Raw genomic sequence first — 22865 nt, 5'->3', positions numbered from 1 at the left:
CACAGGGCCGGCGGCAGGCCAGATGGACATGGCCTGCCATTCGGAAAAACGCTGACAGTGCGTTCCCGCCTTCTCAGTCAAGCTCCGCCCGGCCTGTGTACAGCTGGTAATACCGCCCCCGCTGCTCCAGCAGGTCGTCGTGGTCGCCCCGCTCGATGATCTCGCCCTGCTCCAGCACCATGATGGCCTTGGCGTTGCGGACGGTGGACAGCCGGTGGGCAATGACGAACACGGTCCTCCCCGCCATCAGCCGGTCCATGCCCTTTTCGATGAGCTTTTCGGTGCGGGTATCGATGGAGCTGGTGGCCTCGTCCAGGATCAGCACCGGCGGATTGGCGCAGGCCGCCCGGGCAATGTTCAGCAGCTGCCGCTCCCCCTGGCTCAGGCTGCCGCCGTCGCCAGAGAGCACAGTGGCATAGCCACGGGGCAAGTGCCGGATGAAGGTGTCCGCCCCCGCCAGCCGGGCGGCGGCCTCCACCTCCTCGTCGGAGGCGTCCAGACGGCCGTAGCGGATATTGTCCGCCACGGTGCCGGTGAACAGGTGGGTGTCCTGCAGCACCACGCCGAGGGAGCGGCGCAAAGAGTCCTTCTCGATGTCCCGCACGTCGATGCCGTCGTAGGTAATGGTGCCGCTCTGGATCTCGTAGAACCGGTTGATGAGGCTGGTGATAGTGGTCTTGCCCGCGCCGGTGGAGCCGACAAAGGCGATCTTCTGCCCGGGCTTTGCAAACAGGGAGATATCGTGAAGAATGACCTTCCGCTCATCGTAGCCGAACACCACATGGTCGAACCGCACGTCTCCCCGCAGAGGCGTCAGCGTGCCATCCGGATGCTTCCAGGCCCAGGAGCCGGTGTCGAATCCGGCCTCTGTCAGACGGCCCGCCCGGTCCTCCGTGACCCGGACCAGAGCCACCTGGCCCTCGTCGGTCTCCGGCTGGACCTCCATCACCTCAAAGATGCGCTCCGCACCAGCCACGGCGGAGAGGATGGTATTCATCTGCTGGGAGATCTGTGTGATAGGCTGGCTCACCTGCTTGGCATACAGCAGAAATGCCGCCAGGTCTCCCAGATCGAAGCCTCCGCCGCCCACAGCCAGGATCGCTCCCACGCAGCAGGTGATAGCGTAATTGACGTAGCTGAGGTTGCCCATCACCGGCATCATCATGCCGGCGTAGATCTGGGCGCGGGTCCCTGCCTGGCGGTAGGTCTCGTTCCGCTCCGCGAAGCCCGCCATGGCGGCGTGCTCGTGGTTGAATACCTTGATGACCTTCTGCCCCTCGATCATCTCCTCGATATAGCCGTTCACCTCGCCCACGGCCTTCTGCTGCGCAGCGAAGTAGCGGCGGCTGCGGCCCCCGATGGTCTTGACGACCCAGAGCATCACCGCCAGCATGGCGAAGGTGATGAGGGTCAGCGACGGGCTGAGCACCAGCATCATAATGATAGTGCCGGTGAAGTTCAGCGCACAGGACACCAGGCTGCCGAAGCTGTTGTTCAGCGCCTCGGACACCGTTTCGATGTCGTTGGTATACCGGCTCATCAGTTCGCCGTGGGTGTGGGTGTCAAAGTATTGCAGGGGCAGCTTCTGCATCCGGGCAAACAGGTCCTCCCGGATCCTTGCCACCGTGTTCTGAGACACATGGACCATGATGCGGGCATAGCCGAAGGAGCAGGCCGCGCCGGTGATATACACCGCCGCCATGACCCCCAGCATCCGCGCCAGCCCCGGAAAATCGCCGGGCAGAATATAGTCGTCGATGAGGGGAGAGATGATATAGGACCCGCCCACAGTGCAGGCGGAGGAGATCACCAGCAGCGCCACCACCACCGCCAAGTAGGCTTTATACCGGCCCAGATAGGCCATCAGCTTCCGCAGTGTTCCCCACATGTCCTTGGGCTTGCGGAAGCCGCCCTTGGGGCCGTGTCCCGGCCGGCCGGGGTGCGCGTTTCTGTTCTCAGCCATCGATACCAACCCCTTCCTGCTGGGAGTGATAGACCTCGCGGTAGATCTCACAGGTCTCCATCAATTCGCTGTGGGTCCCCTGGGCCGCCACACGGCCTCCGTCCATCACCAGGATCAGGTCCGCGTCCATCACGGAGGTGACCCGCTGGGTGATGATGAGCTTGGTGGTGTCCCGCAGCTCATTGACGAAGGCGCTGCGGATCTTCGCGTCGGTGGCGGTATCCACAGCGCTGGTGGAGTCGTCCAGGATCAGTACCTTGGGCCGCTTCAAAATGGCCCGGGCGATGCACAGCCGCTGCTTCTGGCCGCCGGAGACGTTGACGCCCCCCTGGCCCAGGTCCGTGTCCAATCCGTCGGGCATCCGCTCCAAAAACTCGTCGGCGCAGGCGGCGCGGCAGGCGGCCCACAGCTGCTCCTCCGTGGCGTTGGGATCGCCCCACAGCAGATTTTCCCGGATGGTGCCGGAGAACAAGGTATTTTTCTGCAGCACCACGGAGACCGCGTCCCGCAGGTGCTCCATGGTATAGGCTCTCACGGGACGGCCTCCCACGGACACCGTACCCTCGTCCGCCTCGTACAGCCGGGGAATCAGGGCCACCAGGCTGGTCTTGCCGCTGCCGGTGCCGCCCAGGATGCCCACTGTCTGGCCGGAGCGGATGTGCAGGTCGATATCCCGCAGGACCCACTCCGGACTGTCGGCACTGTACTTGAAGGACACATGGTCAAAGTCGATGGAGCCGTCCTTCACCGCCGCCGGCCGCTCGCATTCCGCATCGTTCACATCCAGCTCCGCCTCGCTGTCGTCAATGGCAGGCCGCTCTTCCAGCACCTCCACGATGCGCTTGGCGCAGGCCACAGACCGGGTCAGCATCATGAAGGTCATGGACACCATCATCAGCGACATCATGATCTGGGTGATGTAGGTGAAAAATGTGATGAGCTTGCCAGCCTCCAGCGTCCCGCCGTAGACCATCTGTCCGCCGAACCACATGACGGCGATGATGGTGCCGTAGACGATCAGCATCATGATGGGCATGTTCACCACCACCACGCCGAAGGCCCGCTCCGAGGCGCTCTTCAGCGCCTGGTTCCGCTTGGCGAACTTCTCCTGCTCATGGTCTTGGCGCACGAAGGATTTGACGACCCGGATGCCGGTCAGGTCCTCCTGGACCACCAGGTTCAGCGCGTCGGTCCGCTCCTGAAGGGAGCGGAACATGGGTCCTGCCTTCACCAGGATCACACTCACCACCACCGCCAGCAGGGGAATCGCCACCAGGAACACGCCGCTCAGTTCCATACTGATGCGGACGGACAGCACCAGAGCGCTCACCAGCATCACCGGCGCCCGCACCAGCAGCCGCATGCTGAACATCAGCGTCATCTGCATGTTGTTCACATCGTTGGTCAGCCGGGTCACCAGGGAGGCGGTGGAGAACCGCTCGATGTTGGAAAAGGCAAAGGTCTGGATGTGGTCGTACTCCGCCTTCCGCAGATTGGCGCCGAAGCCCTGGCCAGCCACAGAGGAGCAGATGGCCGCCCCTACGCCGAAGGCCAGGGAAACCACCGCCATCACCACCATCAGCAGGCCTTTTCTCAAAATAAAATTCTGGTCCCCATTGGCGATGCCGATATCCACGATATCGCTCATCACCAGAGGGATCAGCAGCTCAAAGATCGCCTCGGCGGCGCTGCATCCCACGCCCGTCACGATCCACAGGGTATAGGGCTGCGCATGAGGCCACAGTTTTTTCAGCATAGTTTCCGGTCCTCCTCCAGATTACGGATGATCCTGTCCAAAAGGCTCCGTAGCGTCTGCTCCTCCTCCAGGGTGAAGCCCCGGAGCAGCGCCCGCTCCGTGTCCATGAACCGCTCCCGGAACAGCAGCTGCCGCTCCTCGCCCTTTTCCGTCAGGGTTATCAAGCGCTTTCGGGCGTCGCTGCCAATGACGGTCCGCCGCACCAGGCCCTTCTCCTCCATCCGGTCCAAAATGCCGTTGGCCGTGGAAGGCTTCACCTTCCAAAAGGCCGTCAGCTCGCACTGAGGCGCGCTGCCCCCGTGGTGGTGGAGATACAGCAGGGCGTGGGTCTGGGCGGGGGTCACGTCGTAGCCGGACAGCCGCGCGTCCATCCGCTCTTTCGCCAAATGGGCGCAGCAGCCCAGCACAGGTCCCAAAGCATTGGGATGGTCCATACCCATCCTCCTTTTCTAAATATTTAGTGTGCTAAAAGTTAGTGTACTAAATACTAGCATGCCCGCCGCAGGCAGTCAATATGCAAAATGTTGATATTTTTTGAACGTTTTGTAAACAAAAATCGTGGATATCCAGAGGGTTGTAAACAAATTATGAAGATTCTGGATTCCCTGTTGACAATTCACCGGCGGCCCGATATGATGAAACCGTCAAGCGGGAAGCTTGACCGACACACACCATTTTCCCTCTCCTTTCTCTATATCAAACCAGAACGCGGGCGGCCCTGTGGGCCGCCCGCGTTCTGTCTTTTTTACTGCTCGTTGTCCACTGAGGATATGCCTATCCTTTTTTAATTTTATCGAAAATCAATAAATAATCATTGACAATCAATAAGTCTCATGTTAAGATGCCCTCAAAGAGCCACGGCAGGCCCACAGCCTGCTATTTCTCGCTCTGCCGGAGGTATCTCTTATGGGACTCACCACATTTTTGACACCCATCGCCCTGCTGCTGTTCATCCTGGCCGTCGTTCTGCTGGTCCAGGGCGTCCGCCGGAAAAGTCTGGCCCGGCTGTGCGCTGCTGCCGCTATGCTGCTGCTTCTGGCAGTTGGCTACGCTGTGCTGATGGAATTCATAACCCGCATGTGAGAAGGAGGAAACCATCTATGGAATCGACCGCCGTGCAAAAAATTGCCAAAGTTTTGAACATCTTGGTGCTGATCACGTTCATCTGCAACCTGATCGCCCTCTTTCTCGTTCCCGGCGTGGTTTTCGCGTCGCCGCAGGCGCGGACGCACCAACTGTTCCACGTTTCCCCCCGCTATTTCCTGCTGGCCTGGACCGGTGTCTGGGGCGACGCCTATTTGGCTGTTCTGACCCTGTTTCTGCTGTTCTCCGGCGTCTGCACCGCCGTCATCCTCCGGCAGGCCCGTCGGGTCCTGAACACCATTCTGCGGGGGGAGCCGTTTTCTATGGAGAACGCCCTTTCCCTGAACCGGGCCGCCGCCTGCGCCTTTCTCATCGCCGCCGCGGCCCTGGCCCGGGTTGTGTTCAGCGTCTGCTGGTACCGCTCTGCCGCTCCCCTGGCCACCTACAACGCTCTGTTCGTGCCCCTGTTCGCCATGTTCGGCCTGCTGTGCCTGGTGATGTCCGCCCTGTTTCGCCAGGCGGCGGAGCTGAAGGCGGAAAACGACCTGACGATCTGAGGAGGAGGCGCTGCACGATGGCAATTATCGTCAATCTGGACGTGATGATGGCAAAGCGGAAGATGTCCCTGAACCAGCTTTCGGAGAAGGTGGACATCACCCTGGCCAACCTGTCCATCCTAAAAAACAACAAGGCCAAGGCGGTGCGCTTCTCCACCCTGGAGGCCATCTGCGCCGCCCTAAACTGCCAGCCGGGAGACATCCTGGAATTCGTGCCGGACGGAGAGGATACGCCATGAGTTTATCACGCTTATCTGCCCGCCGCCGCGGAACGTTGCTGCTCTGCCTGGTCCCTCTGCTGGGCGGCGCTTTCTGGTACCGCCACCACTTTACCCCCTCCCGCTGGGCGGCACTGCATGACCGGGGCAATCTGGTGGGCAGCCTGCTGCGGCAATATGATGGGCTGGCAGGGCTGGACGAAGCGGCTTTGGACGCACTGCTGGGCCATGTGGATACGGAGACCTGGCGGGGAGAATCACGCCGCTGCTACTGGATCGGCAGCGGACGGAGCCTGGAGTGGTTCCCGGAGTATATGGTCATCTATCTCCACGAAAACGGCACCGTCAGCCGCGTGGAATACGAGTGGGCCTAATAATTGGGAAATCGTCCGTCATTGGCGGACAAATGCGATAGGAGAATTTGATATGGAACCTTTTGAAAATGCCCTCCCGGCGGGGGGCTCGGCGAAGCCTGTCCAAAATCCTGCACAGAATTACGAAATAACCCGAAAGGAGCGGCTGCTCCTTCCCTGCACGCTGGCGTTCTGTGTGCTGCTGGTGAACACCCTCTTCACCTACGGCCCCACCGCCGGTCTCACCGCCGCAGTCTTTGTGTGGTACGCCCTGGTGCTTTCCTTCACCGGCTCCAGACCGCTGCTGGCCCGCCCAAACCGCATCCTGCTGCTGGCTGATCTGTTCCTGGCCCTGACTTTGGCCCTTGGCTCCAACTGGTACTTCCGCCTGTGGGACCTGCTGGCCCTGCTGGTGCTGCTGCCGGTCCACGCCGTGGGCCTGTCCGGCGCGCCCCGCCTGCCTTGGTACCGCCCCATGATGCTGTGGGAGCGGCTGTGCCTGCTGCTGTCCGGCCTTTTCGGCCGGCTGGGGGCCGCTTTCGCCGCCCTGGCCGATCCCCGGGGAGAAAAGCGCCGCTGGGTCCCGTCCCTTCTGGCGGGCGCTGTCTGCGCCCTGGCCCTGCTGGCGGTCCTGCTGCCCATCCTGGCCTCTGCCGACGCGCTGTTCGCCGCCGCCACGGCGGACCTCCAGACCTGGCTCCAGCGCCATCTCTCCATCGCTCTTTGGAAACTGTTCTGGGGACTGATCCTGACCCCCTTCCTCTTCGGCCTGCTGTACAGCCTCCGGCATCCCAAGCCCCTGAAGTCTGCCGCCGCTCCCGCCCTTCCCGCCGCCGACGCGCTGCTGTTCCTGCTTGTGCTGGCGGTGCTGGACGCGCTGTATCTTCTGTTTCTGGCAGTCCAGTCCGCCGGGCTTTTCGGCGGGCCGGACTATCTGGCCCAAAAGAACATCAGCTACGCCGAGTGGGCCCGCAGCGGCTTTTTCCAGATGGTAGGCGTTACCGTGGTGAACCTGGCTGTCGTTATGACGGCGCTGTCCCTGTCCCGGCGGACCGGGCGGAGCTGGGCCGCTTTGCGGGTCCTCGCCGCCCTGCTGGTGGGGGAGAGCCTGGTGCTGCTGGCCTCCGCCGCCTGGCGGATGACCCTGTATGTCAGCGCATACGGCCTCTCCTTCAAGCGCTGCATGACTTACTGGGGCATGGTGATGATGGCCCTGTTCCTGCTGGCGGCGCTGTGGAAGGTCCTCCGCCCGGACTTTGGTTTCTGCCGCTTGGCCTTCCCCCTGGCCCTGGCGGGATGGCTGGTGATTCACTGCGTCCCGGTGGACTATCTGGTGGCAAAAAACCAGGTGGACCACTATCTCAGCGGTGAGAGCGCCGTCATCGACACAGGGTATCTGCTCTATGGCCTGTCCTATGACACTCTCTCCCAGCTGGAGCGACTGGACGGCAGCCTGATCTGCCGTAGCGGCGGCGGTTATCAGCGGCTGGACATCCTGCTCGCCGCCCGCCGCGCCGATGCCCAGGTCGAGTGCGCCGACTGGCGCACCTGGTCCCTCTCCGCGTGGCTGGCCGCCGGAGGCGGCAATTGAACCTCTGCCCGGAGGCTTGAAAGGAGTCTTGCTCATGAATTTGATCCACATTCTCCGGCGGCTGTCCGTCGCCGCTCTTCCCATTTTGCTTCTGGCTGCCTGCGGCGGAGCGGAAAACGTTCCGCCAGACCTGCCCGGTCTCGACACGGAAGCCGCCGTAGTCACGGCCGCCTCCGATACCCACAGCGGCAACGGCGACGGGCTGGCCTATTGGGAGCTGGCTTTTCCAGAGGACGCTCCAGTGCCCCGGGAAAATCCCTGGCGTCCCCTGCCCCTCAGCGGGAATCTGACGATTCTGGCCTACGGCATCTCGAACGGCGCTTTCAGCAATGGGCCGTATCTCACCGGAGAGGACGGCAACTGCCTCCTCCCAACTGTGGAACACGGCTATTACTACTTTGAGGACCGCCACAGTGAAAGCACAGACCCCCACAGCGATCATGGCCTGCTGGACCGGGCTTCCTTCAACCTCACTCTGGCTCTGTATGATACTGACAGCCATACGCTCTGCTGCTGTGAATTCGACACCTGACAGGAGGCCTCTCTGATGAAAAAAGTCCTGCTTCCCACCGTTCTCTGCCTGCTTCTCGCCCTCTGGCTGATCCTTGGCCGGACCGCGCCGGAAAAACGGGTCGTCCGATATGTAGAGGCTCATCAAGCGGAGCTGCAAACCGCCGTGGACGACTATTTTCTCCGTGGACAGCACCTGTCCTACGGAGGCGATATCCAAACCGCCAACGACTGGCCCGGCCAGCACCCCATGATAGAGTATCTGCTGTTCACGACTCCGGGCGGCTATTACGGCTTCTACTACTCCCCCGACCAAGTCCCCCTGGCCTTTCAAAACACCGGCGTCCCCCTTGTCCCCTCTGATGGCGGCTGGTGCTGGCAGGGGGAGGGGGATAACCATGGGACAACGCGCCTGATCTCCCCCGGCTGGTATTTCTTCGAAGCGCACTTTTAAAGAAGCACTGAAAAATGGGCAAAAATAGAGCGGCACGGTCGGCCACCGTGCCGCTCTTCTGTATATAGAGCTATGGATATTCAGTTCTCCGCCGTCACAGGATGGGTCCGCAGATAGCTCAGCCATGCCCGGCATCCTGCCTGATTCAGATGGACGCCGTCAAAGTTCCAATCCGCCCGCAGGAAGCCGTCTCCGTCGGTCACGGCCTCCGCCACATTGACGAAGGGGCAGTCCTTTTCCTCTGCCAGCTCCCGCAGAACGGTGTTGTAGGCGTCGACCCGGGCGTTGTTCACATAGGTGCCCTTTTCGTCCTGCTTCCGGCTGACCGGAATGATGGACTGCAGCACCAGCACCGCCTCCGGATGGTCCGACCGGATGCGGTCGATCATCCTGCCGCACTGATCCCGGAAGATGTCCGTCCCATTCCAGCCCAGCTCGTTGACCCCCAGCATCACATAGATCTTGCCGCAGGGCGTTTCCGCCAGGGCATCCAGCAGGGGCAGCTTCCCCTGGCCCGTCTCCACTGCCTTGGTGAACACCGACTCCACTGTGGCCCCGGTGGCGCAGAGATAGGTGCCGGTCTCCAGGCCGCTGTACAGCCGGAAGCCGTCTGTCCGGGAGTCCCCCAGAAACACCACGTCGTCAAAATATGTATCCTCCACCGCCTCGCTCTCCGGCACCGGCGCCCAAGGCTGTTCCTGGGCAGACGGCTGCTCCTCCGGCGGCTGTTCCGCCTCCGGCTCCGCCAGAATCGCGGCTGCCGGGACCATCTGCCGCGCCGGCTCCGGCGCTTCTGCCGGAGAATCCGCTGCCACGCCGCTGGGCCGTCCGGAGGACAGCAGGAGCACCGCCGCCGTCAGCGCCAGCAGCGCTCCCGGCAGACGCAGCCTGTTTTTTCTCTGTTTTTCTCTCTTTCCCACCATGTATCCCCTGTTCCTTCACACCAGTCTCTCCGCCGTTTGTCTCTATCTACTATTATAGACGAAGGACCCCGGTAAAAGTCGGAACAAACCGGTTAAAAAACGGTATCAATTTCTCAGGATTTTGTTACTTTTTCAGTGCTTCCCGGGACTGCTGCCCTCATTTCCGCAGGTCTTCCGGATAGGCCCCGGCGGCATGGAGCTTTTTCAGCTCCTCCGCCACCACCTCCCGGTCCTGCTGATAGGTCATGCCGAACCAGCGGTCGGCAGAACTGAGCACGGATACCTCCAGCTTTCCCGCCCGCATCTGGTGATCCACCATCACCGGCAGCAGACACTCCGCCTTGATGTCATCCCCCGCCTCATAGCGCAGGAACTCCTCAAAATAGTCCCGCAGCGCCGGGAAGATAGAGGGGGCAAAGCCCCAGAAGTTCATGGACACCACCGTGTCCGGCGCCAGATCCTGGCCCTCCGCCAGGTCCCGCAGGGAGCCGTCGGGGTAAAGCTGAATCTTCAATGCCTCCCGCACAGACCGCAGGCGGCCCCCTTCCACGGTACACACCCCTCGGGACACCGTACCATGGAGGCTGGCGGTATTTTTCAGCAAATAGCCCACCATGGCGGCCCGCCCGTCTGCGGGCAGCTTCACCAGCTCCTCATAGATGGTCCGGTAGGCGTCGATGCCATAGTAATCGTCGGCGTTGATGACGCAGCAGGGACCGTCCACCACATCCGCCGCGCACAGCAGGGCGTGGACCGTGCCAAAGGGCTTGGTCCGCTCCGCCGGGATGGCATAAAACGATGGTACTGAGGAAAAATCCTGGAAGGCGTAGGCTACCTCCACAGGGCTTCCGTCTCTGGCGGTCTTTCGCCGCAGATAGCCGCCGCACAGCCGCTCCATCATCTCCTCCATCTCCGGCTTGATGATGAACACGATCTTGTTGAAGCCTGCCCGCAGGGCGTCGTAAATGGAGTATTCCATCAAAATCTCATGGTGCGGACCGATGCCGTCCACCTGCTTGCTGCTGCCGTATCGGGAGCCGAGGCCCGCCGCCATGATGACCAACGAAATTTTCATGTGTCTGCTCTCCTATGCACCATACCGCACAGTTTCCCGCGGTGTTTTATGTAAATATCATATCGTGTTTTCCAGCGTTTTGCAACCCTGTCTTCCGGCATTTTGCAGTCCCTCTTGACTTTTTTGGACCAGCGCCTATAATATGAAAATGATTCTCATTCTCATTTTTTTGGAGGGACTGCTATGCCCTATACCACCAAACAGCGTCAGGCCGTGCTCCGCTGCCTGTCCCAGCGCCGGTCCGAGGCTCTCACCGCCGCCGATCTGGCGGAGGATCTGCGCCGGGAGGGCCAGAGCGTGGGCCTGGCCACCATCTACCGCCAGCTGGAAAAGCTGGAGCAGGCGGGCCGCATCCACAAGATCGCCACGGAAGAGGGCGCCCTGTACCAGTATTGCCCAGATCCCTCCCCCGCTCACGACTGCTTCCTTCTGCGGTGCGAGGGCTGCGGCCGCATCGTCCACCTGGACTGCGACCATCTGCGGGAGTTGTGCGGCCATCTGGAGGCGGAGCACCACTTCCGCGTCGATCCCCGCCGCACCGTGCTGACAGGCCTGTGCGCCGCCTGCGGAGAAAAGGAGGCAGCCTGTGAAAGCAAATGAGCTGATCGTCTGCCGGGATGTCTCCCTGGGCTATGAGGGCCGCAGCGTCCTCGCCCACCTGGACCTGACCATCCAGGCGGGAGATTACCTGTGCATTGTAGGCGACAACGGCTCCGGTAAATCGACCCTGCTGCGGGGCCTTCTGGGTCTGCTGACGCCCCAGTCCGGCAGCATCCAGCGGGCGCCGGAGCTGGAAAAGGGGGCTGTGGGCTATCTGCCCCAGCAGACCCAGGCCCAGCGGGATTTTCCCGCCACCGTGTACGAGGTGGTGCTCTCCGGCTGCTTGAACCAGGGAAGCTTCCGCTTTTTCTACACTGCCGCCCAGAAATCCCAGGCTCTGATGAACATGGGCAAACTGGGCGTTCTGGAGCTGAAGGACAAGAGCTATCGGGACCTGTCCGGCGGCCAGCAGCAGCGGGTCCTGCTGGCCCGGGCGCTGTGCGCTGCCAGCCGCCTGCTGATCCTGGACGAGCCCATCACCGGCCTGGATCCTGCCGCCGCCCAGGACCTGTATAAGACCCTTGCCTACCTCCATGAAAAGGAGGGTATGGCGGTGGTCATGGTGACCCACGATCTGAAAGCTGCCCTCCGTGGAGCCCGCCGGGTCCTGCACATCGGCCGGGACGGCTTCTTCCTCGGCACGGCGGCGGATTATCTGGCCTCCCCCCAGGGGCGGCGTTTTCGGGAGGCGGACCTATGAATATCCTGCTCATGTTTTCCTGGCCCTTCATGCAGCGCGCCCTGGTCGCCGGGGTCCTGGTGAGCCTGTGCGCCGCCCTGCTGGGGGTCCCCCTGGTGCTGAAGCGGTACTCCATGATCGGCGACGGCCTGAGCCACGTCTCCTTTGGCGCCCTGGCCATTGCCGTGGCCCTGGGCGTCACGCCGCTGTACTTCTCCATCCCCGTGGTGATTTTGGCAGCCTTTCTTCTGCTGCGGGTCGCGGACCATCCCCGCTGGAACAGCGACGCCGCCGTGGCCGTCATGAGCGCCTCCGCTCTGGCCATCGGCATCCTGGTCATCTCCCGCACCACCGGCATGACCACCGACGTGGACAGCTACATGTTCGGCAGCGTTCTGGCCATGAGCAAGGCAGACGTGGGGCTGTCGGTGCTGCTGTGCGCCGCGGTGCTGGCGCTGTTCGCCCTGAATTACCACAGGCTCTTCGCCGTCACCTTTGATGAGAGCTTCTCCCGGGCCACCGGTTTGAAGGCGGACCGCTACAACACCCTGCTGGCGGTGCTGACCGCCCTTACCATCGTGCTGGGGATGCGGATGATGGGGGCCATGCTCATCTCCTCCCTGGTGATCTTCCCCGCCCTGACGGCCATGCGGCTCTTCCGCAGCTTCCGGGGCGTCATCCTTTCTGCCGCCGTCACCTCGGTGGCCTGCTTCTGCGTGGGATTGACAGCATCCTTCACCCTCTCCACACCAGTGGGCGCGTCGGTGGTGTGCGTGGATCTGGCTGTGTTCCTGGCCGCCTGCCTGTTCTCGGCCCTCCGGCGGTGAAGCGCTGGCCGGTCCGCCGGGCCGTTCTGTTTTCCCTTCCCTAAAAAATCCGCCCTCCATGCGGAGAAAACGGCAAAAACCGGGCGGGCTCATATCGAGACCGCCCGGCAGAAGGACAGGATCATTCCCACACAAAGCTGTCCGCGCCCGCGCCCAGCTCAAAATGATACTTGAGCTTTATACCCGCGCTTTATACCCGCGGAGAAGAAAACACTTGCACTCCTCTATCATTTGTGGTATATTAACGTATGTTAGAGTATGTAAGGTATGGAGTGGACCAACGGTCCGCTCTTTTCTTTGGACTTTTTAAGGTCCCAAAATTTCCGAAATCCGCCAACAAAAGGGAGGTCCTTCATGAAAAAAATCACCGAACTCACCGCCGAGCTGGCGGCCCCCGCCATTGCGGAGCAGGGCTGCACCCTCTGGGACGTGGAGTACGTCAAGGAAGCCGGCACCTGGTATCTCCGGGTCCTGCTGGACAAGGAGGGCGGCGTGGACATTCTGGACTGCGAGGCCGTCTCCCGCAAGCTTTCGGACCTGCTGGACGAAGCGGACCCCATCGAAGGCAGCTACACTCTGGAGGTCGGCTCCGCCGGGGCAGAGCGGGCGCTGAAGCGGCCCGCTGACTTCCGGCGATTCCTGAACTGTCCCGTGCTGGTGAAGCTGTACCGCAATCAGGACGGCCGCAAGGAATTTCCCGGCATTCTGGAGGATTACGACGAGGCCACCGGCGCCGTTACCATCATGGAAGGCGGCCAGCGGCGGACCTTCGAGAAAAAAGACGTGGCCCTGGTGCGGCTTCGAGTCGAGTTTTGAGACATACTGTCTCAAAAGCCGCCCATATGGGGATGAGAGCTTTCCCCTCAGCCGTCTAAATTCCTAATGGTGTAAAATTTTTATCAATTCATGATACCCTCAGTGGACAAAGGGCAATACGGTTTTTCGGGGCATCTTGAGCAGCTGACTGCGTTATCCTCGTTGCCGGGCGCCAGCCCGGCGGCCTCGGCTGCCTTGCCAGCCACTAAATCTGCTCCCGAAAAACTCTAAAGACCTGCCAGCGAGAAAAAACCGGCGCTGGCAAGGAAGAGGACGACGGTGGGCCGACGCCCACCTAGGACGATGACGCAGCCAGCGTTGATTTTAGCCGCTGGCAGGCGTATTGCCCTTTGTCTACTGAGGGTAACGAAACAACAGTAAGGAGAATCACCGATGAAAGGCAAAAAGCAGAAAGAACCCGCAGGTATGAATCCCGCGGAGATCTTCGCCGCCCTGGCGCTGCTGGAAAAGGAGCGCAACATCCCTCAATCCTTCATGATGGAGAAGATCATCCAGGCCATCACCACCGCCTACAAGCGGGACCACGCTGGCGTGGAGAACGTCATCGTGGATGTGGACGAGGCCCATCAGGACCTGAAGATGTACGTCCAAAAGAATGTAGTGGACGAGGAGGACTACGTGGACCCCTTCAACGAGATGCCTCTGGCCGAGGCCAAGGCCCTCTCTGCCAAATATGAGATCGGCGACGTGGTCAACATTCCCGTGGACAAGATGGAGTTTGGCCGCATCGCCGCCGGAAACGGCAAGCAGGTCATCATCCAGGGTCTGCGGGAAGCCGAACGTGGACAGGTCTATGACGAATTCAACTCCAAGCAGCATGAGATCCTCACCGGCGTAGTGACCCGCGTGGACCCCCGCAACGGCAATGTGTCCCTGCGCATCGGCACCGGCACTGAATCCACCGAGGCGCTGCTGATGGCCGGCGAACAGGTCCCCGGCGAGGAACTGACCGAGGGGATGCACGTCAAGGTCTATGTGGTGGATGTGCGCCGCTCCACCCGGGGGCCCCAGATCCTGATCTCCCGGACACACCCCGGCCTGGTGAAGCGCCTGTTCGAGCTGGAGGTGCCTGAGATCTATGACGGCACCGTGGAGGTCCGCTCCATCGCCCGGGAGGCCGGCAGCCGCACCAAGATGGCGGTCTGGAGCAACGACGGCAACGTGGATCCCATCGGCGCCTGCGTAGGCCCCAAGGGCCAGCGGGTCGCCAACATCGTGGAGGAACTGCGGGGCGAGAAGATCGACATCATCAAGTGGGACGACGATCCCGCCGCCTTCATCGCAGCCGCCCTGGCGCCCGCCGACGTGGTGGACGTGTGGATGACCGGCGAAGGCAAGGCCTGCCGCTGCATCGTGCCTGACGATCAGCTGTCCCTGGCCATCGGCAAGGAGGGCCAGAACGCCCGCCTGGCCGCCCGGCTCACGGGCTATAAGATCGACATCAAGCCCGCCAGCTACCGGGACGAGGACCCGGATGAGCTGATCGAGATCGCCGACGAACCGGAAGAAGAATAAGCAAGGAAAGGCGGCCTGACAAATGCCGAAAGTGAAAAAGATCCCCCAGCGGCAGTGTGTGGGCTGCCGGGAAATGAAAGATAAAAAAGCGCTGCTTCGGGTCGTCAAATCCCCGGAGGGTGACGTGAGCCTGGACTTCAGCGGCAAAAAGCCGGGCCGGGGCGCCTATGTGTGCCACGACGTGGCCTGCCTCCGGCGGGCCAGAAAGTCCCGGGCCTTGGAGCGGGCCTTCGAGACCGCCATCCCCCCTGAGGTCTACGACGCCATGGAAGCGGAATTGGGAGGCACCGATGGACAGTAACAACCTCCTCCCTCTGCTGGGGCTGGCCCTGCGGGGCGGCAATCTGGCCGTCGGCGAGGAGCCGGTGGAGGCCGCAGCCCGCGCCCGGGACGCCCGGGTCTTGCTGCTGGCCGCCGACGCGGCGGAGAACACCCGCCGCCGGACGGCGCACTTCGCCGAGGCAGGCCAGTGCCTGTGGCTGCGGCTCCCCTTTACCAAGGCGGAGCTGGGCCGCGCCACCGGCCGCACCGCCGTGGCCCTGGTGGCCGTGACGGATATCGGCCTTGCCAACGCAGCGGTCCGCAAATTGGCCGCTCTGGACCCCGTCCAGTACGGCAAGGCGGCAGACCGCCTGGAGCTGAAAGCCCAGCGGGCCGCAGAGCGCCGTTCCGAGCAGCTGGCCCATGAAAAGAACCGGCGGACTGGAAAACGGAAGTCCCAAAAGGCTCCTCCCGATCAGCCCCCCGCGCTGGAGCCGTCTCGCAAACGGGCGTCCGCAGACGGCGAACGCCCCCGCAAGGCCCCGCCCCGCAGAAGCGCCGGGCTCCGCCGGTCCACTGCCGGTCCGCCGGGCCGCAGGGACGGAGGCCACAGCGGCGGCAGGCTCCGTCCCGGAAAAAAGGCCGGACCCTACGCCCACAGCCGCCCGGTGAAAAAGGGCAAAGGCTCCTTCCGCAAAAAGGAAGGCTGACGGTTCCGACAGCATCTTTGAAAAATTTCCCCAACCTCCCGGTTGGTCTGTAACGAGGTGTTTTTATTGGGTATTGAAAAATACAGGGTCCATGAGGTGGCCAAGGACTTCGGCCTGCCCACCAAGACCATTACCGAAATTCTGACCAAGTATGTGGCCGCGCCGAAAAACCACATGCAGGTCCTGTCGGACCATGAGCTGTCCGTCATTTTCGACTATCTGACCCAGCGCAATCAGATCTCCGGCATTCAGGTCATCTATGCCGAGGCGGCCCCCGCCAAGCAGGAGGCCCCCAAAGCCGCTCCTGCCAAGCAGGAAGCCCAGCAGACGGCCAAGCAGCAGGGCAAGCCCGCCGCCGGCAAACAGCCCGGGAAGCCAGCCCAGCAGGCTCCCCAGCAGGTGGGCAAACAGCAGCCCGCTCAGCAGGCAAAGCCCGCCCAGCCCATCAGCCGTGTACCGCAGAAGAAGATCGTGGACACCCGCAAGGGCGGCGACGTGAACCTGGCCAAGTACGACGAGCGCTTGGAGGATCTGGGAGGCCAGCGGGGCGAGCGGATGCAGCAGCGGGGCGGCAAGGAAAAGTTCCGCAGCAATCAGCGCCGGAACGGTCCCGCCTTTTCCAACAAGCGCCGCCAGGATGAGGCGGAGAAAATGCGCCGCCTCCAGCTGGAGATCGCCAAGAAGGCCCCCATCAAGGTGCAGATCCCCGATGAGATCTCCGTAGGTGAGCTGGCCAGCCGCATGAAAAAGACCGGCGCCGAGGTAGTCAAGTGCCTGATGAAGAACGGCGTCATGGCCTCCCTCTCCCAGGTCATCGACTTCGACACCGCCGCCATCATCGCCGAGGAGATGGGCTGCAAGGTAGAGAAGGAAGTGGTCGTCACCATCGAGGAGAAGCTGATCGACGTCCACGAGGATAAGCCGGAGGACCTGGTCCCCCGCGCTCCCGTGGTGGTGGTCATGGGCCACGTGGACCACGGCAAGACCAGCCTGCTGGACACCATCCGCAACACCTCCGTGGCGGCGGGCGAGGCCGGCGGCATCACCCAGCACATCGGCGCCTATCAGGTGCAGGTGAACGGCAAGCCCATCACCTTCCTGGATACCCCGGGCCACGAGGCCTTCACCTCCATGCGCGCCCGGGGCGCCATGATCACCGACATCGCCATCCTGATGGTGGCGGCGGACGACGGTATCATGCCCCAGACCATCGAGTCCATCAACCACGCCAAGGCGGCCAACATCCCCATCATCGTGGCCGTCAATAAGATCGACAAGGAAAACGCCAATCCCGACCGGGTCATGCAGCAGCTGACCGAGCACGGTCTGGTGCCTGAGGAGTGGGGCGGCGAGACCATCTGCTGCAAGATCTCCGCCAAGAAGAACATTGGCATCGACAACCTGCTGGAGAACCTGATCCTGCTGGCCGAGATCCAAGAGCTGAAGGCCAATCCCAACCGGGCGGGCCAGGGCACTGTCATTGAGGCCCGGCTGGACAAGGGCCGCGGCCCCGTGGCGACCCTGCTGGTGCAGAACGGCACGCTGAAGCAGGGCGACATCATCATCGCCGGTACCGCCGTGGGCCGCGTCCGCACCATGCTGGACTACAAGGGCAACCGCCTCACTGAGGCCGGTCCCTCCGTCCCCGTGGAGATCGCCGGCCTTTCCGAGGCCCCCTCTGCCGGCAGCCCCTTCTTCGCCGTGGCCGACGAGCGCATGGCAAGAGAGCTGGTGGAGCAGCGCAAGGCCGAGGAAAAGGCCAAGGCCGCCGCGCCGGTGCAGAAGGTCTCTCTGGAGAACCTGTTCGACCAGATCCAGGCCGGCGAGCGCAAGGAGCTGGCCCTGATCGTCAAAGCCGACGTCCAGGGCAGCGTGGAGGCCGTGAAGGCCTCTTTGGAGAAGCTCTCCAACGACGAGGTCAACGTCCGGGTCATCCACGGCGGCGTAGGCGCCGTCAACGAATCCGACGTGATGCTGGCCGCGTCCTCCAATGCCATCATCGTGGGCTTCAACGTCCGGCCTGACGCCGCCGCCCGGGACGGCGCGGCGCGGCAGAACGTGGATATGCGGATGTACCGGGTCATCTACGACTGCATCGACGAGATCGAGGCGGCCATGAAAGGCATGCTGGCCCCCAAGTACCGGGAAGTGGTGCTGGGCCACGCCGAGGTCCGCCAGACCTACAAGGTCTCCGGCGTAGGCACCATCGCCGGCTGCTACGTCCAGGATGGCAGGATCGTCCGTTCCTGCTCTGTCCGCCTGGTGCGGGACGGCATCGTCATCCACGAGGGCAGTCTGGCCTCCCTGAAGCGGTTCAAGGACGACGCCAAGGAGGTCAAGGAGCGCTTCGAGTGCGGCCTGACCATTGAGAAGTTCAATGATATCAAAGAAGGAGATATTGTTGAGGCCTTCACCATGGAAGAGATCCCCAGATAAGTCGCATATTGCAGGGGCGGCGGCAGTGCCGCCGCCCCTGCGTCATTGGAGCAGGTCCTGCCATACATTCAGGGCTTTTACTGCTAATTGCACGCTGGCGCCTGGAACCGGCTATGATAGGACCGACACGACAAAGTGGAATTGCAGGAAGTGCGCATAGGAACTGCCCCAAATGCGGCCGTGAAATGAAGGACGGACAAACAGGTAATCGGCTTGCATTCAACAGGCAGAGGCATAAACTGTCATTGAATCCGAAGGATGGTGAGGATGTAATGATTGCAAAAAAGTCTTTTGCATCGTCTGATTTCCATGAATGGATCTGCAAGCCATGCGGCATGGTTGTATTTGATTATCAAAGCGTGATTACACGCTGGTAATTTGACAGCTTTCCGCTTTCGTTACTGCCCCAAAATTTGAGAGAGGAATCATCAACCATACAAGGGCCATATGAGTGCCGCCTTTCCCATGGATCGGGGCGGGCGGGGATGGAAACTCTATGAAGGCCCCGCCATTTTGCCTGCCGTTCGGCAGAGTACATCCGCGCCAACGGGGCAAACTTTTTGCAGCGGAACGGACTGCCCCATGCAAATGCCGCGTCTGCGGGACCGGTTTTCATTTGCGAAGATCGTGAGATTCGCATTGGCAGGCCATCGCCCCGCCGGTTAAACAGAACTTGGTTTTCTTTCAACAGCGGTGATTATATCAAAAGGAGGAATCCCATGCCCAGTAATCGAATCGGCCGTATCAATGAAGAGATCCAGCGGGAGCTGAGCGATCAACTCCGCCGCCTGAAGGACCCCCGGGTCTCCCAGGTCGGTATGGTCTCCGTGACCCGGGTCGACACCACCGGCGACCTGCGCTACGCCCGAGTCTATATCAGCGTTCTGGACAAGTCCCAGGAAAAGGACGTGCTGAAGGGGCTGAAGTCTGCCTCCGGCTTCCTGCGCCGGGAGCTGGGCCGTGCCCTGCAATTGCGCTACACTCCGGAGCTGCAATTCATCGGCGACGACTCCATTCAGCACGGCGCTCACATTCTGGAGCTGCTGCGGGACCCGGACAAGGTGAAGCCCGTCAATCCCGAAAACGACGCCGTCCTTTCAGACGGGGAGGAGTGAACCATGCTGACTGTCCAGGAAGCCGCCTCCCTGCTGCGGACCTTTGACAACATTCTGATCCTGACCCACGTCCGTCCCGACGGGGATACCGTGGGCTGCGCCGCCGCCCTGTGCGCGGGCCTCCGGGCCTTGGGCAAGACCGCCTGGCTCCTGCCCAATCCGGAGCTGACGGAGACCACCGCCCCCTATTTTGCCCCCTACGCCGCCCCAGCCGGCTTTGTGCCGGAGAAAGTGGTCTCTACCGACATCGCCACCACGGCCCTGTTCCCGGAAAACGCCAGGCCCTATGCGGACCGCGTCGACCTGGCCATTGACCACCATCCCTCCTTCGAGCACTTTGGCCGGACCAACATCGTCCGTCCGGAAGCCGCCGCCTGCGGTGAATTGCTGTATGACATTTTGGCCGCCCTGGGCCCCATCACGCCCGAGCTGGCCCTGCCGCTGTATGTGGCGGTATCCACCGACACCGGCTGTTTCGCCTATGCCAACACCACCGCTCATACCCATGCCGTAGCGGCGGCGCTGATGTCCGCCGGCATCGACTACCAAACCGTCAACAAGGTGTTCTTCCGCACCAAATCCCGCAAGCGGATGCTGCTGGAGGGCGCCATGCTGAACGACTGCGCATTTTACGACCGGGACCGGGTCGCGGTGCTGTCCGTCCCCCTGTCTCTGATGGAGCGGGTCCAGGCCACTGAGAGCGATGCTGAGGACCTGTCCGCTCTGGGCGGGCAGATCCAGGGCGTGGACTGCGCCGTCACCATGCGGGAGCTGCGGCCAAACGTGTGGAAGCTTTCTCTGCGGACCGGGGCCCGGGTCAATGCCACAGAGGTCTGCCGCCTGATGGGCGGCGGCGGCCACGCGGCGGCGGCGGGGGCCACCATCGAAGGCCCCTGGGCTGTCTGTCGGGACCGGGTCCTGGACTGCATCGCCCAAAAGGTCCCGGATTTCGCCCGGTGACATCAGCTGTTCTGCCGCCGCAGGATCCGGTGTCCACATTGGCCGGCGGTTTCCCGAAACACATCAGAAGGAGGCTTCCCTATGAGCTGCTGGACAAGCTGAAAGGTGAGCGGGGTCCTGATCGTCATTGCGCTGGTGCTGTACTGGATCACCGAGCAGTCGGGATCTATCGTCTGCGGAGTGCTGACCTTTGCGTTCCTGGCCCTGGACGTCATCCAGGCCCTGAACCACACTGCGGCTGCCTGATTCGCGCCAAGGGCCTCCGTATGCCCCTCTACTGCCCCCCACTGCGGCGAGGAGAAATGCTGCCGCCTGACCAGCAGGACCGCCATCCTGACTGGTAAGATCATCAAAAATTAGGAATCAGGAGTTAGGAATTAGGAATTTGGTTGGAATCGAGAAAGGAATTTCTCATTCCTCATTCCTAATTTCTCATTGATCAAAATGCCTAATGGGATCATCATCATCGACAAGCCCGCCGGCTGGACCAGCATGGACGTCTGCGCCAAACTCCGGGGGATCTTTCACGAAAAGCGGGTCGGCCACGGCGGGACCCTGGACCCCATGGCCACCGGCGTTTTGCCGGTGTTCGTGGGCCAGGCGACCCGGGCCGTGGAGTTCTCGGAAAACAGCCGGAAGGAGTATGTGGCTGGTCTCCGCCTGGGGCAGATCACGGATACCCAGGACGTCACCGGAACCACCCTGGAGATCCGGCCTGTGGCTGTGTCCCAGGGCGGCGTGGAGGCCGTGCTGGCCCGCTTTACCGGGGAGATCCAACAAATCCCGCCCATGTACTCCGCCATCAAGATCAACGGGCAAAAGCTCTATGACCTGGCCCGAAAGGGCAGGGAGGTAGCCAGGAAGCCCCGAGCCGTCACCATCTACGAGCTGGAGCTGCTGGAACAGACCGGTGAGGCGGAGTACCTGCTCCGCTGCGTCTGCTCCAAGGGAACGTACATCCGCACCCTCTGCCACGACATCGGGCAGGCCCTTGGCTGCGGCGGCACGCTGTACAGTCTCCGCCGCACCATGGCGGCGGGCTTCACTCTGGCGGATGCCGTCACGCTGGAAGACGTACAGAAACAGGGCGAAGCCCTGCTTCTCCCCGCCGACAGCCTGTTTGCCCAGCACCCCATACTGCTGCTGCGATCCGACAAAACAGAAAAACGGGTCCTCAACGGCAACCCCGTCACAGATCCCGGCCTGCCGGACGGCGTCTACCGTGTCTACGGTCAGGACGGTGCCTTTCTCTGCCTCTCCCGGGCGGAAGGCGGCACCCTGACCTCCATCAAGAACTTCTTTGGAGCGTAACAGCCATGAAAGAACGAGTCATTGCCCTGGGCTTCTTTGACGGAGTCCACCTGGGCCACGCAGCCCTTCTGCGCCGCACGGCGGAGGAGGCAGCCCAACGGGGCGCGGTCCCGGCGGTATTCACCTTCGACCGGGTCCCGAAGGAGGTAGTCACCGGTATTTCCTGCCCTCTCATCAACTCCCCGGAGGACCGCCGGGACCTGGTGGAGCGTCTGTACGGCATCCGGGAGGTTATCATGGTCCCCTTTGATCATGAGATGATGACCACCACTTGGGAGGATTTTATCACGGAGATCCTGGTGAAGCGGTATCATGCCGTCCATCTGGTGGCGGGCCACGACCACCACTTCGGCCACAAGAATCAAGGCTCCCCGGAGCTGCTGGCTCAGAAGTGCGCCGAGCTGGGCCTAGGCTGCGACATCATCCCCAAGGTGGAGGTGGGCGGCGTCACCGTCAGCTCCACCTACATCCGCCGCCTGGTAGAACTGGGACAGGTGGAACGGGCCGCCCAATTTCTGGGCCACCCTCATGTTCTGACCCAGACCGTCCGCCACGGCCGCCGCATCGGCCACACCATCGGCATCCCCACGGTGAACCTGACGGTGCCGCCTCATGTACTGGTCCCCAGCCACGGCGTTTACGCCACCATGGTCCATCTGCCGGACGGCTCCCGCTGCCCCGCCGTTACCAATGTGGGGACCCGCCCCACAGTGAACAACGGCACTGACGTCACCGTGGAATCCTGGCTGCTGGACTTCGACGGCGACCTGTACGGTCAGACCGTCCGGGTGGAGTTCTTCCACCACATCCGGGACGAGATCCGCTTTGACTCCCTGGACGCCCTGAAAGCCCAAATCACCGCCGACGCGAAGGAGACCCGGCGGCTCCTGGCAAAGTAGGCCTGAACACAATGGCCTGGGCGGGCTATCTCTGCTCTCTGCCGGTTTTGTTATGATAAGAAAGCACGTTCTGGACCGATGTCCCGGAGCGCGCTTTTTTCTCGGGAACCAACAGTATTTTTTGATGCCCGCATTGATTTTGCTGTAGTTTTGTATTAAACTACCTCCATAAAGTCAAAACGATGGGCGGGCCGCCGCCACATCGCGCCTATACTCCCGCGGCAAATTGGGG

General features: G+C 62.1%; 26 protein-coding genes. 21 read left to right on the top strand and 5 right to left on the bottom strand.

Annotated features, from left to right (window positions below; all coding sequences use genetic code 11):
- Positions 1-73 precede the first annotated feature (73 nt).
- The 3 genes from Q0Z69_RS09015 to Q0Z69_RS09005 are packed head-to-tail and all read right to left on the bottom strand — an operon-like array spanning position 74 to position 4153.
- Positions 74-1963 carry an ABC transporter ATP-binding protein gene (locus Q0Z69_RS09015; RefSeq protein ID WP_298032336.1) on the bottom strand — a complete coding sequence of 630 codons (1890 nt, stop codon included), beginning with the start codon at positions 1961-1963 and terminating at the stop codon, positions 74-76.
- The gene (locus tag Q0Z69_RS09010; RefSeq protein ID WP_298032334.1) at positions 1956-3719 is read right to left on the bottom strand and encodes an ABC transporter ATP-binding protein; all 1764 of its coding nucleotides are present in this window, start codon (positions 3717-3719) and stop codon (positions 1956-1958) included. The genes Q0Z69_RS09015 and Q0Z69_RS09010 overlap by 8 nt, the downstream gene beginning before the upstream one ends.
- Positions 3713-4153, bottom strand: a complete 441-nt coding sequence (locus Q0Z69_RS09005) for a MarR family winged helix-turn-helix transcriptional regulator (RefSeq protein ID WP_298032332.1) — start codon at positions 4151-4153, stop codon at positions 3713-3715. Before Q0Z69_RS09005 ends, Q0Z69_RS09010 begins: the two co-directional genes overlap by 7 nt.
- A gap of 472 nt (positions 4154-4625) precedes the next feature.
- Here Q0Z69_RS09005 and Q0Z69_RS09000 point away from each other — a divergent pair, with 472 nt between their 5' ends.
- Genes Q0Z69_RS09000 through Q0Z69_RS08970 form a run of 7 tightly spaced genes read left to right on the top strand, consistent with a single transcriptional unit; the run spans position 4626 to position 8485 of the window.
- Complete coding sequence (locus Q0Z69_RS09000; RefSeq protein WP_298032328.1) at positions 4626-4802, top strand: hypothetical protein; 177 nt, start codon at positions 4626-4628, stop codon at positions 4800-4802.
- A gap of 17 nt (positions 4803-4819) precedes the next feature.
- Positions 4820-5359, top strand: a complete 540-nt coding sequence (locus tag Q0Z69_RS08995) for a DUF2975 domain-containing protein (protein WP_298032325.1) — start codon at positions 4820-4822, stop codon at positions 5357-5359.
- 17 nt (positions 5360-5376) lie between these two features.
- On the top strand, positions 5377-5598 hold the full coding sequence (locus Q0Z69_RS08990) for a helix-turn-helix transcriptional regulator (protein WP_298032323.1): 222 nt from the start codon (positions 5377-5379) through the stop codon (positions 5596-5598).
- Positions 5595-5951 (top strand): hypothetical protein, encoded by a 357-nt coding sequence (locus Q0Z69_RS08985; protein ID WP_298032320.1) that lies wholly within the window; start codon positions 5595-5597, stop codon positions 5949-5951. The genes Q0Z69_RS08990 and Q0Z69_RS08985 overlap by 4 nt, the downstream gene beginning before the upstream one ends.
- 52 nt (positions 5952-6003) lie before the next feature.
- Positions 6004-7521: a DUF4173 domain-containing protein gene (locus Q0Z69_RS08980; protein ID WP_298032317.1), complete on the top strand. Its 1518-nt coding sequence runs from the start codon at positions 6004-6006 to the stop codon at positions 7519-7521.
- A 34-nt stretch (positions 7522-7555) separates the two neighbouring features.
- Positions 7556-8053, top strand: a complete 498-nt coding sequence (locus Q0Z69_RS08975; protein WP_298032314.1) for a hypothetical protein — start codon at positions 7556-7558, stop codon at positions 8051-8053.
- Between the two features lie 15 nt (positions 8054-8068).
- Complete coding sequence (locus Q0Z69_RS08970) at positions 8069-8485, top strand: hypothetical protein (RefSeq protein ID WP_298032311.1); 417 nt, start codon at positions 8069-8071, stop codon at positions 8483-8485.
- A gap of 80 nt (positions 8486-8565) precedes the next feature.
- Here Q0Z69_RS08970 and Q0Z69_RS08965 read toward each other — a convergent pair whose 3' ends face one another.
- Positions 8566-9408, bottom strand: coding sequence for a GDSL-type esterase/lipase family protein (locus tag Q0Z69_RS08965; protein WP_298032309.1), 843 nt, complete (start codon positions 9406-9408; stop codon positions 8566-8568).
- A 157-nt stretch (positions 9409-9565) separates the two neighbouring features.
- Positions 9566-10483 (bottom strand): sugar phosphate nucleotidyltransferase, encoded by a 918-nt coding sequence (locus Q0Z69_RS08960; RefSeq protein WP_298032307.1) that lies wholly within the window; start codon positions 10481-10483, stop codon positions 9566-9568.
- Positions 10484-10666: 183 nt separating this feature from the next.
- Between Q0Z69_RS08960 and Q0Z69_RS08955 the strand changes: the two genes are divergently transcribed.
- From Q0Z69_RS08955 to Q0Z69_RS08890, 14 genes are all read left to right on the top strand, one after another.
- A complete protein-coding gene (locus Q0Z69_RS08955) occupies positions 10667-11083 on the top strand; it encodes a Fur family transcriptional regulator (RefSeq protein ID WP_298032306.1) in 417 nt (138 codons plus the stop codon).
- Positions 11070-11783, top strand: a complete 714-nt coding sequence (locus Q0Z69_RS08950; protein WP_298032304.1) for a metal ABC transporter ATP-binding protein — start codon at positions 11070-11072, stop codon at positions 11781-11783. The genes Q0Z69_RS08955 and Q0Z69_RS08950 overlap by 14 nt, the downstream gene beginning before the upstream one ends.
- A complete protein-coding gene (locus tag Q0Z69_RS08945; RefSeq protein ID WP_298032301.1) occupies positions 11780-12589 on the top strand; it encodes a metal ABC transporter permease in 810 nt (269 codons plus the stop codon). The genes Q0Z69_RS08950 and Q0Z69_RS08945 overlap by 4 nt, the downstream gene beginning before the upstream one ends.
- Before the next feature lie 354 nt (positions 12590-12943).
- Positions 12944-13405, top strand: coding sequence for a ribosome maturation factor RimP (gene rimP, locus Q0Z69_RS08940; RefSeq protein ID WP_298032298.1), 462 nt, complete (start codon positions 12944-12946; stop codon positions 13403-13405).
- Between the two features lie 393 nt (positions 13406-13798).
- A complete protein-coding gene (gene nusA / locus Q0Z69_RS08935) occupies positions 13799-14941 on the top strand; it encodes a transcription termination factor NusA (protein ID WP_298032296.1) in 1143 nt (380 codons plus the stop codon).
- 22 nt (positions 14942-14963) lie between these two features.
- Entirely contained in the window at positions 14964-15242 is a 279-nt protein-coding gene (locus tag Q0Z69_RS08930; protein ID WP_298032293.1) for an RNase P modulator RnpM, read from the top strand.
- Positions 15232-15912 (top strand): 50S ribosomal protein L7, encoded by a 681-nt coding sequence (locus Q0Z69_RS08925; protein ID WP_298032290.1) that lies wholly within the window; start codon positions 15232-15234, stop codon positions 15910-15912. Before Q0Z69_RS08930 ends, Q0Z69_RS08925 begins: the two co-directional genes overlap by 11 nt.
- Before the next feature lie 66 nt (positions 15913-15978).
- Positions 15979-18348, top strand: a complete 2370-nt coding sequence (gene infB / locus Q0Z69_RS08920; RefSeq protein WP_298032287.1) for a translation initiation factor IF-2 — start codon at positions 15979-15981, stop codon at positions 18346-18348.
- Between the two features lie 113 nt (positions 18349-18461).
- Positions 18462-18725 carry a PF20097 family protein gene (locus Q0Z69_RS08915; protein WP_298032286.1) on the top strand — a complete coding sequence of 88 codons (264 nt, stop codon included), beginning with the start codon at positions 18462-18464 and terminating at the stop codon, positions 18723-18725.
- Positions 18726-19067: 342 nt separating this feature from the next.
- Positions 19068-19463 carry a 30S ribosome-binding factor RbfA gene (gene rbfA / locus Q0Z69_RS08910; protein ID WP_298032283.1) on the top strand — a complete coding sequence of 132 codons (396 nt, stop codon included), beginning with the start codon at positions 19068-19070 and terminating at the stop codon, positions 19461-19463.
- 3 nt (positions 19464-19466) lie between these two features.
- Positions 19467-20423, top strand: coding sequence for a bifunctional oligoribonuclease/PAP phosphatase NrnA (locus Q0Z69_RS08905; protein WP_298032280.1), 957 nt, complete (start codon positions 19467-19469; stop codon positions 20421-20423).
- A 105-nt stretch (positions 20424-20528) separates the two neighbouring features.
- On the top strand, positions 20529-20669 hold the full coding sequence (locus Q0Z69_RS08900) for a hypothetical protein (RefSeq protein WP_298032276.1): 141 nt from the start codon (positions 20529-20531) through the stop codon (positions 20667-20669).
- Positions 20670-20867: 198 nt separating this feature from the next.
- Positions 20868-21734, top strand: coding sequence for a tRNA pseudouridine(55) synthase TruB (gene truB / locus Q0Z69_RS08895; protein WP_298032273.1), 867 nt, complete (start codon positions 20868-20870; stop codon positions 21732-21734).
- Positions 21735-21739: 5 nt separating this feature from the next.
- Positions 21740-22633 carry a bifunctional riboflavin kinase/FAD synthetase gene (locus Q0Z69_RS08890; protein ID WP_298032269.1) on the top strand — a complete coding sequence of 298 codons (894 nt, stop codon included), beginning with the start codon at positions 21740-21742 and terminating at the stop codon, positions 22631-22633.
- Positions 22634-22865 lie beyond the last annotated feature (232 nt).

Source organism: uncultured Dysosmobacter sp. (assembly GCF_947631165.1).
Classification (GTDB): domain Bacteria; phylum Bacillota; class Clostridia; order Oscillospirales; family Oscillospiraceae; genus Oscillibacter.
This window is presented reverse-complemented; position numbering and strand designations above follow the sequence as displayed.